This window comes from Acinetobacter sp. WCHAc060006, from assembly GCF_004209135.1.
Lineage (GTDB): Bacteria > Pseudomonadota > Gammaproteobacteria > Pseudomonadales > Moraxellaceae > Acinetobacter > Acinetobacter cumulans.
In genome coordinates, this window is sequence record NZ_SGSS01000023.1 from 44,008 (window position 1) to 58,348 (window position 14,341).

Sequence of the window (14,341 nt, forward strand, 5' to 3'; positions counted from 1 at the left end):
CCGCTTTATATAGATAAGAGAACTTTGAGCCCACCCAATTCAGACGCTGAAAAATTTATTTGGCCTTGATGTAATTCAACAATTTTTTTACATATCGAAAGCCCTAAACCACTGCCTTGTACTTGGCTTCCCAATACGCGATAAAAGCGCTCTCCAAAGTGCTGTATCACGGTTTCGTCTAAGCCTTCACCTGAGTTATCAATTTGCCAATAACAGTGATAACCCTGTTGTTGCAAGCGAATCTGTATGGTGCCTTGAACAGGAGTGTAATGCACCGCATTGTCGATTAAGTTACGCAAACATATTTGCAATAACTCTGCGTTCGCTTCAATGGTCACAGGCTCTAACTGACTATGAAGTATCAAATGGTGCTGTTGCAAAGACTCTTGATAGTCATTCAATAACTGCTCTGTGATTGCTTGTACATCAACCTGAGTTTTGGGAAGATCCTCCTCCTTGGACGGATCTAAACGTGCCAATAAGAGTAAATTTTCTAAGACCTGAGTTCCACGGCTGACATCTTGCTGTATGGCCAACATTTCTGTTGCCAATTGTGGATGATCTTGATATTTACGGCGTAGTACTTGCAAACGCATTTGAATGGCAGACAACGGTGAGCGTAACTCATGCGAGGCATCTGCAGTAAAACGATGTTCTGCTTCTAAGGCACGCCCTAATCGTTGCATTAAGGAATTTAATTGCAAGCGTATAGGCTCTAGCTCGATGATTGCAGGCTGACTGGCATCAATCGGACTCAATTCTTTCGGATTTTTTAAGGAGATTTGTTCTGAAAACTGCCGAATAACTGCAAAATCTCGCTTCATCAATACTTTTAACAGCACCCACTGTAGACCCCACAACAAAAGTAAAACCGCGGCATAGCCCAACACGCTTTGTAATAACAATTCAACCCGTTCTTGCATCGGTTGAAGCATGAGTACTTCACGCTGTGATTCTGAGTCTATTCGCTTATAACTACGCCACAGTTGCCTGTCTTGCCAATAAAAGCCGTAATCATCAACTATACGTTCCGATACAAAAGCGCTCACATCATGCTGATCTTCAAGTTTAGATTGTGCCAAGATCCGTTGCTGATGTTGAACCACATAGGAAATATCAAACTCCTTACTGAGTTCACCTATAGTTTGGCTCGACTGTGTGGGTTGCGTCTGAGCGACCAGAAAATCGGCTATTTCATCCATAATGGCGTCTTGCGTATCCATCGTCTGATAGGCCGACAATGCAAATAGCAAACATAGTGCAATTGCACCTGCCAAAATCGAACTCCATAAGGAGGTCTTAATCAGCTTTTGCTGGAGTGAAATCTTAGCTTGGCTCATGATGTAGCCCTATTCATGCGATAACCTAAACCACGGATCGTCTTGATATATTCACTGCCAATTTTTTTTCTTAATTGGTAGATATACACTTCAATTGCATTACTTTCGACTTCATCGCCCCATGCATATAAGGACTCCTCGAGCCTATCTCGGCTCACGGTATGCTCAGGTCGTTGCATCAATTTATATAAAATCTGAAACTCTTTGGCGGTTAAATCTATGCGTTCTGCAGCCCTATATAAAGTTTTCGCCTGCACATCCAACTTTAAGCTGTCAAAGCTGATGATATTGGCTTGAGTCTGTTCGGCTTGTTTTAAACGAAGTTGTGCACGTATGCGTGCAGAAAGTTCATCTAAACTAAATGGCTTAATCAAATAGTCATTTGCACCTAAATCTAATCCAATGACACGGTCTTGTATGCTGTCTTTGGCTGTAATAAAGATGACTGGCGTTTGTGGCTGCGTTTTACGTAATGCCACAATAACGTCATCGCCTGTTGCTTGAGGCAAGCCTCGATCTAACAACACACAATCATATTGATGTTGTTGTAAAGCCAAAATTGCATGATCCCCACGTGCCACCCAATCTAAGCTATAACCATCCATTTCTAACCAAGCTTTAATGCTCTGTGCTTGGGAAGCGTCATCTTCAGCCAGTAATATACGCATGCTGATATTCCTTACATTGGTGGTGGGCAATCAAAATCTATCTGCTTTTTATTCTGTCAGCATAATAAAAAAACCGTATGCACGCATACGGTTTTCTGTTGGGTGATCTACGTGCTCTTAAAATTTGATGTGATCAACATCAATTTCTACGTGTTTGGTCGGTAGTAAATCAACATCCACTTCACCCATAATCACAACCGGTGTTTTGGCAGAAATCGCTTTGCCTTGCCACAACTTATCATCGATATCAACGCTAATGCTGCCAGTGCTGTCACGGAATTGATATTTTTCATCACCTAAGGCTTTCACAACATAGCCTTTTAACTGAACCTCAGTATCATCTTTTAAAGTCAAAGCTTGCTTTACAGTTACCAATGCTGGTGCAGCAATAGCTTGTTGAATGATGGCTGGCGCATTTACCTTGGTTTGTGGTGCTGTTGGGTTTGCAACCGCATACACAGCTACACCTGCAAAAACGGTTGCAACCAATGATTTAGTTAATGTGTTCATGCTCATTTCCTCTGTTTAAATGTTCAATGCTTGATTCGATAACTGCATTTAAACAAAGTAAGATGAGGTGAATCTTAGGATCAAATCATCTTGCGTATGAAACTGGACACACTAAATAAATCACACCCCATTAAAACAAGAAGCATTTTAGACCATCAGACATATATGCAAATGCCTAGTGCTTAGTTTAAAGGCACAACACGTAGCACTTCCTCTAAGGTGGTTACACCAGCCATCACTTTACGTGCACCTGCAATTCTTAACGGTTCAATGCCTTCTTTACGAGCTTGGTAACGAAGTTTAGTTAGATCTGCATTGGCGCCAATCAGTTGCTTGGTTTCCAAACTCAGTGGCATAAACTCATAAATACCTACTCGCCCCTTATAGCCTGTATTGCGACATTCATCACACCCAACAGCCTTACACACAAAATCTGGCATATCAATGTTGTAATCGAATGTGAGATGCTTCCACTCTTGATGATCAATAAAAGTTTCTTGCTTACAATGCGGGCATAGTTTCCGCACTAAGCGCTGTGCCAAAACACCCAATATGGTTGCTGCCGTCAAAAAGGGTTGCACACCTAAATCATGTAAACGGGTTAAACTCGACGGCGCATCATTGGTATGTAGCGTAGACAATACCAAATGACCTGTTAATGCCGCTTGGATGGCCATGTTGGCTGTGTCGTGATCACGAATCTCCCCCACCATAATAATGTCAGGGTCTTGACGCATTAAAGCTCGTACACCATCAGCAAAACCCAAATCAATGCCTGTATTGACCTGCATTTGGTTAAAGCTAGGTTCTAACATTTCAATCGGGTCTTCAATGGTACACACGTTCACTTCATCTGTAGCCAATTGTTTAAGAGATGAATACAGCGTAGTAGTTTTACCCGAACCTGTTGGACCAGTCACCAAGATAATGCCATGACTATGGCTGGTCAGTTCATTCCACGCATTTTGCAAACGCCCTTCAAAACCCAACTGCTGAAAACTTCGTACCAACACTTCAGGGTCAAAAATACGCATCACCAGTTTTTCACCAAATGCCGTTGGCAAGGTTGATAAACGTAATTCCGTTTCTTGGCCTTTTGGTGTGCGGGTTTTTAAACGGCCATCTTGCGGTTTACGCTTTTCAGCCACATTCATTCGACCTAAAATTTTAATACGTGAAATGACTGCGGTCAGTGTATTGGCTGGCATATTATAAATGGTGTGCAATACCCCATCGATACGAAAACGCACCTTACCTGCTTCTTTACGTGGTTCAAGGTGTATATCACTTGCTCCTTGTTCAAAGGCAAATTGCAGTACCCAATCGACTAACTTCACAATGTGCTGATCATTGGCATCTGGGTTTTGCGTATCCCCTAGCTGGAGTAAAGCTTCCACGCCTTTATTATCACGATCATAAGCCGAGGTTTTTTGCGAATTATTCACCGCACGGCTGACCTGATAATATTCGACCAAATAACGCTGTAATTGCTCAGGATTTAACAATACGCGTTGAATTTTACGCGGTAGTACCGTACGTTCTAAATTGGCCATCCACTCCATTTTATACGGTTGATCTGTGGCAATCAGCACCACATCATTTTGTAACTCAACAGCCAAAATACGATTTCGAAATGCAAACTCTTGCGACATCACACTGGTTAATGCTGCTACATCCGCTTTTAATGGATCAATAATATAAAAAGGTAGCTGGCTTTTTTCTGCCAACCACTGACATAAGCGATTCAGCGTTAAAACCGACTGTGGGTGACTTTGATCAGGCAAATTAAAATTTGAAATCCACTGTAATGGATGCCATTTCAGTTGTTCACGTTGACGATGTGTCGTTTGAATTAATAATCGATCGCGCTCGGTAATTCGGCCATCTTTTTCTAATTGCTCTAAACACCAAACCGTGTCAATTTCAAAATTATGTATCATTATTTTCAGTCCCCAAACAGACTTTTACTATAACAAGTTTCACCTTGCTTTTTATATCAATAAACCATCAATTAACACCTAAAAGTATTTAATGGTCCTGCCTTATTAATCTGCCCAAACCAAAACCTTAAAATAAATAAGGATATTTCTTATTTTGAGCAATATAACGCTTGAAAGACATTCAAAACTTCGCCTATATTTCAAGCACATCTAGATAATAACGATAGTATTGGTGACCTTTTGGATTATTCATTTGCCACACAATTTCCAGGCTCATTTGCTACATTGCTTTCTATATTTGCATCTGCACTAGGTTGCGGCTTACTCATTGGTTTAGAACGTGAACGTAGTAAACAACGTGAAAATCAGCACAGCTTTGCAGGACTTCGCTCCTTTGCCATTTGTGCCTTGCTTGGCGCACTCTGTTTTTTATTTGGTCAGCATATTGGATTAATGGGCGCGGCCATTGTGGGTGCAATGGTTGTGTTTTCAATTAAAAACCAAACGGATGACCCAGGCATTACCACAGAACTGGCTTTTATGATGACCTATTTTATTGGGGCACTATGTTTATGGAATATGCCTTTGGCTGCAGGTTTATCTGTGGGGTTAACCATCATTTTAAGAGCCAAACATTCCATGCACAGCTTTGCAGGAAAATGGATTACTGAAGCAGAATTTAGAGATGGTCTGTGTTTATTGGCATTAATCCTAATCGCACTTCCACTTACTCCCAATACCCCACTGTGGGGCGACGTACTTAATCCTTATATTATTTTAAAACTTCTTACACTGATCTTGGTCGTGCAATCCTTAGCACATATTGCAAAACGTTTATTGTCTTCTAAAAATGCCATGATGCTGTCTGCTATTGCATCGGGTTTTGTGTCTAGCACTGCCACGGTTGCAAGCTTAGGCATGGAAGTTCGCGCTGGACGTGCCAATGCAAAACACAATGCTGGTGCTGCACTCATGTCTTGTGTCGCTACACTATTGCAATTACTAATTATTGTGGCTGGTCTGAGTATGCTGTGGCTAAAAAGCATTGTGATTGCTACTCTCATCGCCACAGTCGTTTTGGCAACCTGTGCATGGCTCTTATTAAGAGATGCTCCTCTCATAACGCCAAATCAAGATTTAGACAGCCGTATGTTTAGCTTAAAAGAGGCTGCAATTATCGCCTTAACCTTAACGCTGATTCAAGCAGGTGTTTACGCGCTTAATTTGAGTTTGGGCGATGCAGGTTTAATTCTTGGAACCTTACTAGCATCTTTATTTGAAATTCATGCCGCGATGGCAACTGTTGTAATACAAGGTACGCCCGACAATAGCACCGTATTTTATGCATTTGTTCTTGGGATGATTGCACATGCAATTGCTAAATCCATCAATGCATTTATCACGGGCGGTTATCGCTATTTTGCCTACTTTGCACCAATTCAAATTTTGCATATTGCTGTGCTCATCACGCTCCTGTATTGCCTATAAGGAACAACGCTATTCAATTACTGTATTAAGCTCACAAATATGTACTGCTTCAACGCTTACGGTAAATGCAACATCAACATTAGCAAAGCGCATTTTATAAACACGCTTTGCATCTTCCTGATATGCAGGCCGCGGATCAAGTGCCAATACTTGTTCAAGCTCTTGCAATTTTTGTACATCAATTTTTTGGGTCTGCACTAAGTGAATTTTTTGTTGCTCTGCGACTTGCTGCCATAACACCACTTTACGCCTAGGCTCGTCTTGTGCATAACCACTTTGTGCATCGGCCACAGCATCCGAATACTGTATATAAGGTTTAATATCTACAATGGGCGTGCCGTTGAGTAAATCACTGCCTTGCACATAAACCCGTACAGATTTTCCAACTTTTTCCACCTTCTTCAGCTGTACTACAGATAAACCAATCGGCGCAGGTCGATACATGCTCCGCGTAGCAAAGACACCTATTTTTTGATTGCCTCCTAGGCGTGGTGGACGTACTTGCGGACGGAACTTTTGAGTATCCTGATTTTTATTGTCATGAAACTGCCAAATCAGCCATAAATGACTAAAGGCTTCAATTCCTTCAAATGCCAGCAAGGTATTATATTCACCTGTCATTTCTATATATGACTCAACCTGCACCAAATTCGGCTGACGCGGTATTCCGAACTTTTCTTGGTAAGGAGAACGCATATAACCAATAATTGGCAAATTCAAACCCGACATAATCACTTTTTCTGATAAGCTCAATTAAATATATTCAGTTTATCGAGAATGATTTTAGATTAGAATAGTAAGCTGTTCTAATTTGATAATTTTATTGAGACCTTTAATGGCTGCTTTCAACGTCGAAAAGATTACTCACGTTCACCACTGGAATGACACTTTATTTTCTTTTAAAACGACTCGCGACACTGCACTACGTTTTAAAAACGGTCAATTTGTGATGATCGGCCTTGAAGTAAACGGTAAGCCTTTAATGCGTGCTTATTCTATTGCTAGTGCAAACTATGAAGAAGAACTTGAATTCTTCTCTATTAAAGTGCCAGATGGTCCTTTAACATCTATTTTGCAACAAGTTAAAGTTGGCGACGAAATTTTAGTTTCTAAAAAGCCTACAGGTACTTTAGTACTTGATGACTTAAACCCAGGTAAAAACTTATACCTTCTTTCTTCAGGTACAGGTCTTGCACCATTCCTTTCTGTGATTCGTGACCCTGAAACTTACGAACGTTTTGAAAAAATCATCGTTGTGCATGGTACGCGTTTCATTTCAGAATTGGCTTACCAAGACTTAATTGAAAATGAAATTCCTAATCACGAATTCTTTGGTGAATTAGGCGCGAAAGAAAAATTGGTTTACTACCCAACAGTAACGCGTGAAGAATTCCACACTCAAGGCCGTGTAACAACTGCGATTGAATCTGGTCAGCTATTCGAAAAAATCGGTCTGCCACGTTTCAACCCTGAAACTGACCGTGCAATGCTTTGCGGTTCACCTGCATTCCTAGACGACGTTGCTGCACTTCTTGACCAGCATGGTCTGAAAGAATCTCCAAAAATGGGCGTTCTAGGCGACTACGTAATTGAACGTGCATTCGTAGAAAAATAAGATTTACATCTTATAAAAAACCGAGCTTTTAGCTCGGTTTTTTATTCATTGAAAAAATACTTTTTCTTTTCTGCTGAAAGCTTTATGTAGTCGATACCCAAAGGGGCTAATAACTTTTGATAAACAGATAGTTTTCGTTCATCTATAAACTTCTTAAATGAATCTAAATTTGCTGTAAATTCATAACAAACTATATAACCATTACAAATTTGATCTATTTTTTGACAAGTCTTATAAAAATTTAATCCACTTTTTGTATTCTTCTTATAACCTTGCAAAGCAATCATTTTTTGATTTAAATCATTAAATGCTTTTTGAGGAATAAATAACTTATATTCTTGATCTACTTTTCTTAATTCAAGACCTAAAAACATGAGAGTTTTTGATGCTGAATAAACTTCTGTTTTTCCCATACCAATATCGGGTATAGATAAATGAATTTTTGCTAATTCTGTTCGGACTAAAGCAAAATGCTGAGTAATCGTACTCCTTGAATGTGCAAATATTACTAAATCATCAGCATAACGAATAAATTCAATCCCATGTGTTTGTAAAGTTTTTTCAAAATCCTGTAAATAAAAAGATGCTAAGAGTGATGCTATAGGCATACCTTGGCGAATTCCTCGTCCTCTTTTTTTTCTTATCATTTCTACAAAAATTTGATTTTTCTCTTTTGATGTTTCTTGAAGTAGACTTACATGTGGGTCAGCTTGAATCATTTCTTTAAAAAAAAGCTGTAAATTAGGTAATCCTATTTTTGTCTGAAATAAAGCTAATATGCGATTTCGATCTAATTGGTCAAAAAAAGATTCAATATCTGTTTTCAAGGCATATTTATATTTTTCTCTCAGATTTTTTAATTTATCGTGAGCGGCTTTAACCCCTTTTAAATTTGCATATATCTCACCATAAGCAAAATCACGAGTTTGTAACTCATTTTTTTTGTTCATTGTCTCTAAATAAGAGATAAAAAGTAGCTGAATCAACCGATCTTTAACTGATGGTACACATACCATACGGTAATTATCTTTACCTTTAGGAAGGAAAATTGGAGTGAGTGGATCAAATTTAAACCTGTTTAATTTAATAGAGTTTATTATTTCTACTTTGTATTTTTCTCTTTCTTCAAGGAATTCATCGAGTGTTATATATTTTGAATGATATGTTAAAGCTGACTTTTTTTTACCAAGTTTCGCTTTGAATTCACTTAGCTTGGTATCAAACTCTTGTTGACAATATTGATAAAATTCCATTCCTGTTTCACTATGCTCTTGCAAGGTCATGGTCACATAGCTTCAGAGTTGCAGCATATCGCTTCCTATTCGTCTTACTCAACGATTGTACCTTGTCGGTCGCCATTGCCAAGTACTCAGAACACAATGATGCGTCCTGTGACTCTAGGTGCGATTGGGTGCTCGAGATATCATTCTGATTTGTGTTTCCAGATTTCAAAATCGAGACCATTTTTAGACACATTTCCCTTTTCATTATATCAGAAAATAACTGCCCTTTATGTTGTGTTATTGTGTATAAGCAAGTGAAAAACAACGATATTTGTATCGAAATATTTCCACCATCCCAACCAATAAACACTGTCATCCCCAAATAAACTGACAAACAGATATCAGCTAAATAGATTTTGACTTTATCGATCATATTTATGCTCCAAATTTTCAAACAACCTACATGCTTCCAAGTTTTCGCCATGACAGAAGCAGCATATCGCTTCCTATTCGTCTTACTCAACGATGAAACCTTGTCGGTCGCCATTGCCAAGTACTCAGAACACAATGATGCGTCCTGTGACTTTAGGTGCGATTGGGTGCTCGAGAGAGCATAATCGATTCTTAAATTATTGGGATTATTATAAAAAATTCAAGTTTTTCAAAAAAATTTATAAAAAACCGAGCTAATTAACTCGGTTTTTTCATATTTAGATTAAGCTGAACAACTGGTTTCCATTTTACTATACTTACGCTCTTTCAACGCCTGTTTAATCACAGCATAACCACCCGTTAAACCCAGTACCGCCATAATCCCTGCCAAGCCTAGGGTTAAAGACACAGGCAATACTATCAATTTTGTTAATTTCTTCATTTTTATCTATTCATATTTTAAATACTATTGTGCTCATCTTATCCATTTCTTTGTTGAAATATATTTAAAAAATACAGCACTTTAAATTTCGTTTATTTGCTCTTAGATTGCTTTCTCAATTTATCCCGCCAATCTAAACCCTTCTGTGTCGGGTCAGGCAGATCATTCGACGTGGTAATTTCTACACTGTCATCTGGGTATAAATGTACCGCTAAATATCGTTTATTTTTTAAGTCTTCTTTAGTTAAATTCACAGCATTAATGGCTTGATGTTTACGCTTACTGTTATCTTCCCCCCAAGCAATATTTTGTGGACCGAGTATTACTGCAGAGCCCTTTGTTGCTCCGCCAAAGCCTCCGCCCATTTCCTCTCCATTCATCTTAACCATATAAGTCCTATAACTCGGATCGTAGTTAAATGATGTTGTTGTCAACACATAAGTTTTATTCGGACCTATACCCATACACCCAGCTAAACCTAAGGTTAAAGACACAGGCAATAACATCATTTTTGTTAATTTACTCATTTTCTATACTCTTTGTTGAATTCCTGTTTATTCTTTTTCTTAATTGATCCCGTCAGTCTAATTATTTTTTTCTTGAGTCAAATAGCATTTTTTTTAGCCAAACGGCTTTCTAATATTAAGGCTTCTAGTTTGCTATTTGGAAAATTTCATGGCCATTAATCCATCAATTCCTTACTTAACATCTCATTTCTTCAACTTACGGAACGTTCGCCTTGAAATGTATCATCTTGGATAAACCAAGCTAGTATCCTTCATTTCAAAAATAATTTAACTCATATAATTCATTAGTAAATTTCTGTATTCATAGACAAATTAAATTGAAAGAATATATACAAATCACATATCAAGAAAAAATATATTTGTCCGCCTTATAGAAAATTATTGGGAAATCAAAACCACTTTCTCTTATAACGCTATCTTCAACATCTTTTATAGTTTTCAGTTTTGCTTTAGCTTCACCAAAAGAATTCGTCGTACATTCTTTTTGAAATAAATTTTTCCTATTAACCGTAAATACCCCTAAAAATACTTTTGACCCGTAAGATTCATGAGAAACACCTAAACTATAATATGATATACCATTTTTAAAAACAAAATATACAGTATCTGTTGCAATATCCATCCATCTCAAAAATTTTTTTTATAGGAGTAAATTTTGGTTTAATTCAATTTTATTTTTTCCAAACCTATATTCCGTTAAATTTTTTATTTTGTCATGGAAAATTAAAACAGCTCTTTTTTAGGTTCATTAACTTAACATGATGCTAAATCTATTTCATTAACAGCACATAATAAAACCTTATTAAATGACTTAGCAATTTTATAATCTGATAAAAAATGAAAAAATACAAAGTAAAATTTTTTATACTCATTTAAATATTCCTTATGCTTCTAGATATGCTGCTTTTCTTTCATGTAGACCTTTATCACTACCATTTACTACTTTGGTAATTTTTTTGACATCTGAGTAGCCTTGTCTTTTATCTACCATATAAACTTTATATTTTAACCAAAACCATAATGCACTATAGATTGCATAAAGTATTTTATTTGCTTCTTCTAAATTAATGTTCTTACAAAAATCAAAAAATGATCATTAATCGGTACTTAAAATATCAATAAAAGTCCCTTCTCCCTTTGGGATGAGGAGCAAGAGGATGAGGGACTTTAAGCATAAAATAACCTTTCGTTTACGAATCAGTGCTTCCCATCTCCTGTAAGGAAATGGGAATTTACATCATGAATTTTAAAAGTTCAAAAAATGATTTATGCAAGAGGTGTCTATTATAGAAAAAAATTAGGTAGAGAATCAGACCAATAATTACCTAATTCACGTTTAGAATAAGCTTTCCATGTTTTTAAATATATAGACAATATTTATTTTTTAAAATTACTTAATATACTTGTTAATTAATTTATTCAAATCTTTTGACTCATTAAAAAAATAGCATTGATAAAATATATTATTTCCTTTTTTTGGTAAAACATCATTTTTCAAAAAAACTTTATTTTCAGAATACCCCTTCACTTTTTCATACACATATTGATCAATTAACTGAATCTCATCAAAACCCAATCTTTCATTCCCAACAAACTCGAAGCTAAAATATGAAAAATCCTGTTCTGAAATTAAATTTGAATGATTATATTGCAAACATTTCATTAAAGTGTATGCTTTTAATGACTCAGCATCCGACATTGGTTTAGCCTGAACATTAAATGAATTTAAAAATATAAATAATATAATATATCTCACTTCAACTCCCAAAAATCTACTTTTTGCGTTATACCATTATTATTTCCAGTAGCAACCATCCAAAAGTAATATGTGGCTGAGTCTGGATTATTTTGATCATCTGAGGAGTATAGTAGCCCTTTACCATTTTCACCTCCTTCCCATAGCGTAAAATGACCAGTTGAATCGCCCCATCCAGTTACTTCAAAAACAATAATTCCTTTTTTATTTTTAATTTTTTCAATTATATTATTTTTAACATAATCTAAGCGATGATCAAGTTCTTCTGGTACATATGGGTTAATAGAGGAAAGTTTTGGTAAATCTACTGATAAATCTGGTTTTTTAAACAGCGTATATAAATAAGCTTTTAAATCTTTAACGCGTATCCAATAATTCTTTCCATCATCACCAACAATTGTACCACCTTTTGATGGTGCTTTCGGTAGTTGTACACCTGACCGGATTAAGCCCGCACTCATTCTTAAAGCACAAGTATTTGCATATGCATCATTATTTATTTCTCTCCCTAATGCCCTAGAGATTTGTGGATACAAGGTTTCTTTATGAATTGTATTATTAGGATAATTAATAGCCATATCTGTCCATCTTGGCCGATTAACTTTCAAAGGTTCCGATATAACACCATCTACTTCTGCTTCGATAACCATTTAAAGTAACTCTTCATTCAAAATTAATGATTTTTCATTTTTTAAAATATTCTTAATTTTCGCAGTACCACTTTTTATAATTGCCTGAAATTGTAAAAATTCTTGTTGATTACTGACTCTTTCAAACTTTGGATTTTTAACTTTAATAACAACAGTTTCACCATCAGCATAATTTTCGGTCTCTATATGTAAATTAACATCAGTATAAAATCTTGAAGAATTTCCAATACGGTTTTCGTTTTCGCCATAACTCCAGTAAATTTTTTTAACTTTTTTCTTTAAAGAAAAATTTGTTAAATTCGGCAAAGTGAGTAAGTTATTCTGTGAGCTTTGCCCTCCCACAAACGTATGCTGCCCCGCCTTCACCTCAAACTTTCCAGCAGTCGTTGGCAGCACCCCTGCACTACTAATCTCAATTTGACTGCCACCTGCAGTCAGTACTATTTTCTTACTGGCTTTAATTTCCACGCTATCTTCAGTCGAAATAATTTGAATACCTTTACGGGCAATCAAGTCAGCCCCATCTCCTTGGGCTTGGATTTCAACTTTGCCTTTGCCTGCATACGCACGTAATCCTTCTTGTGCCGCAAATAGACTGATCTTGCTTTGTGCATGGGCAATTAAGGATTTTTGACTGCTGATATTAATACTATCCCCAGCACTTTGGCTGATCTGCCTATCTGCTGAAACATGTATATCTTCATTGCTCGTCATCGCAATTGAGTTGGACGCAGATAAAATCATTAAGGCTTGTTTAAAAGCATCGGCTTTTTCTTGACTGCCCTTTTCGATTTGTCCAAGGAAGTTTTTCAGATTATCCAAGACTTCAAGTGGGTCTGTTTGCTGATTCTTTGCAACTTCACTTAAGGCTTTTGAATTATTGAGGGATCCTTCAAGTTGTTGTTTCGCCTCTTTGGCATCTAAGTGTGTGCCTGTTGCTTGGTCTTGTTTATAGGTACTGAGGAGTAAACCTTCCCCTGCTCTCACTGCGCCCCATTGGTCTGTTCTTAGTTCAAAACCTTCGCCTCGACCTTCACTTTCTGCAGTTTCTTTGGGATGACTGAGGTTTCCTAAGTTGAGCTGAGTGGCGCCATGGGTACTTTGTAATTGTGTAGATATCTGTCCAGTCGTATCATCAAAGCGCAGTTGTCCAAAGCCTTCACCTTGTACTTCCTTGCTTTTTATTCCAGCCAGCTTTTTGGTCTCGGGTAATTGACCTTTATTGTCAAACTTGGTTGGACTGCGCTGTGCTTCATGTATGCGCCCCACCACAAATGGTCGGTCGATATTGCCGTCAAAGAAGTCGATGACCACAATTTCATTAATACGTGGCAAGAATCTTGCGCCATAGCCTTCACCTGCCCACGGTGTGAGTACATCTACCCATGCAGAGTCCGTGTCATTGTCATTACTGCCTGCACCGCCGTCATGGCTGTGGTCATCACTTCGGGTAAATAGGAAACGGACTTTGATTCGCCCCCATTCATCGACATGTATTTCTTCACCACTTGGCCCCACGACTTTAGCACGTTGCGGATGGGTGCTTGGACGGTGTTCGAGTGGATTATATGCAGGAACGGTCGCAATATTACGCCGTTGTAATGTGAGCTGATTGGCCTGACGCTCAGCCTGTTCATGGATGGGTTTAATGTTCCACTGGCTTTGTTCAATCAGTTGATTGACTTGTTCAGTGAGGTCTTTGGGTAAGTTATTTTGGTTATAAAATTTCTTTTCTGTAATTAAAAATTCT

The 14,341-nt window shown here is 37.5% G+C and carries 14 protein-coding genes; 2 read left to right on the top strand and 12 right to left on the bottom strand.

What is annotated here, in order from left to right:
* Positions 1 to 5: 5 nt before the first annotated feature.
* From EXE29_RS13030 to tfpB, 4 genes are all read right to left on the bottom strand, one after another.
* Complete coding sequence (locus EXE29_RS13030; RefSeq protein ID WP_120364809.1) at positions 6 to 1,340, bottom strand: sensor histidine kinase; 1,335 nt, start codon at positions 1,338 to 1,340, stop codon at positions 6 to 8.
* Positions 1,337 to 2,008: a response regulator transcription factor gene (locus EXE29_RS13035; protein ID WP_117007765.1), complete on the bottom strand. Its 672-nt coding sequence runs from the start codon at positions 2,006 to 2,008 to the stop codon at positions 1,337 to 1,339. Before EXE29_RS13035 ends, EXE29_RS13030 begins: the two co-directional genes overlap by 4 nt.
* Positions 2,009 to 2,125: 117 nt before the next feature.
* Positions 2,126 to 2,518, bottom strand: a complete 393-nt coding sequence (locus EXE29_RS13040; protein ID WP_120364810.1) for a NirD/YgiW/YdeI family stress tolerance protein — start codon at positions 2,516 to 2,518, stop codon at positions 2,126 to 2,128.
* 182 nt (positions 2,519 to 2,700) lie between these two features.
* The gene (tfpB, locus tag EXE29_RS13045) at positions 2,701 to 4,458 is read right to left on the bottom strand and encodes a type IV pilus assembly ATPase TfpB (RefSeq protein WP_117007767.1); all 1,758 of its coding nucleotides are present in this window, start codon (positions 4,456 to 4,458) and stop codon (positions 2,701 to 2,703) included.
* Positions 4,459 to 4,698: 240 nt separating this feature from the next.
* On the opposite strand from tfpB, the gene EXE29_RS13050 reads away from it, so the two are divergent.
* Complete coding sequence (locus EXE29_RS13050; RefSeq protein WP_120364811.1) at positions 4,699 to 5,946, top strand: MgtC/SapB family protein; 1,248 nt, start codon at positions 4,699 to 4,701, stop codon at positions 5,944 to 5,946.
* 9 nt (positions 5,947 to 5,955) lie between these two features.
* Here EXE29_RS13050 and tsaA read toward each other — a convergent pair whose 3' ends face one another.
* Complete coding sequence (tsaA, locus tag EXE29_RS13055) at positions 5,956 to 6,675, bottom strand: tRNA (N6-threonylcarbamoyladenosine(37)-N6)-methyltransferase TrmO (RefSeq protein WP_171406274.1); 720 nt, start codon at positions 6,673 to 6,675, stop codon at positions 5,956 to 5,958.
* Positions 6,676 to 6,781: 106 nt separating this feature from the next.
* Between tsaA and EXE29_RS13060 the strand changes: the two genes are divergently transcribed.
* Positions 6,782 to 7,561, top strand: coding sequence for a ferredoxin--NADP reductase (locus EXE29_RS13060; RefSeq protein WP_117007769.1), 780 nt, complete (start codon positions 6,782 to 6,784; stop codon positions 7,559 to 7,561).
* Positions 7,562 to 7,602: 41 nt separating this feature from the next.
* Here EXE29_RS13060 and EXE29_RS13065 read toward each other — a convergent pair whose 3' ends face one another.
* From EXE29_RS13065 to EXE29_RS13090, 7 genes are all read right to left on the bottom strand, one after another.
* Positions 7,603 to 8,844 (bottom strand): reverse transcriptase domain-containing protein, encoded by a 1,242-nt coding sequence (locus EXE29_RS13065; RefSeq protein WP_120364812.1) that lies wholly within the window; start codon positions 8,842 to 8,844, stop codon positions 7,603 to 7,605.
* Between the two features lie 655 nt (positions 8,845 to 9,499).
* On the bottom strand, positions 9,500 to 9,658 hold the full coding sequence (locus EXE29_RS17510; RefSeq protein WP_165382501.1) for a hypothetical protein: 159 nt from the start codon (positions 9,656 to 9,658) through the stop codon (positions 9,500 to 9,502).
* A gap of 92 nt (positions 9,659 to 9,750) precedes the next feature.
* A complete protein-coding gene (locus EXE29_RS13070) occupies positions 9,751 to 10,185 on the bottom strand; it encodes a hypothetical protein (RefSeq protein ID WP_120364814.1) in 435 nt (144 codons plus the stop codon).
* A 343-nt stretch (positions 10,186 to 10,528) separates the two neighbouring features.
* Complete coding sequence (locus EXE29_RS13075) at positions 10,529 to 10,807, bottom strand: hypothetical protein (RefSeq protein WP_120364815.1); 279 nt, start codon at positions 10,805 to 10,807, stop codon at positions 10,529 to 10,531.
* A 768-nt stretch (positions 10,808 to 11,575) separates the two neighbouring features.
* Complete coding sequence (locus EXE29_RS13080) at positions 11,576 to 11,884, bottom strand: hypothetical protein (RefSeq protein WP_120364816.1); 309 nt, start codon at positions 11,882 to 11,884, stop codon at positions 11,576 to 11,578.
* A gap of 53 nt (positions 11,885 to 11,937) precedes the next feature.
* Complete coding sequence (locus EXE29_RS13085) at positions 11,938 to 12,591, bottom strand: type VI secretion system amidase effector protein Tae4 (protein ID WP_120364817.1); 654 nt, start codon at positions 12,589 to 12,591, stop codon at positions 11,938 to 11,940.
* The coding region (locus EXE29_RS13090; RefSeq protein ID WP_228198804.1) for a DUF2345 domain-containing protein at positions 12,592 to 14,341 on the bottom strand (1,750 nt) is incomplete at its 5' end.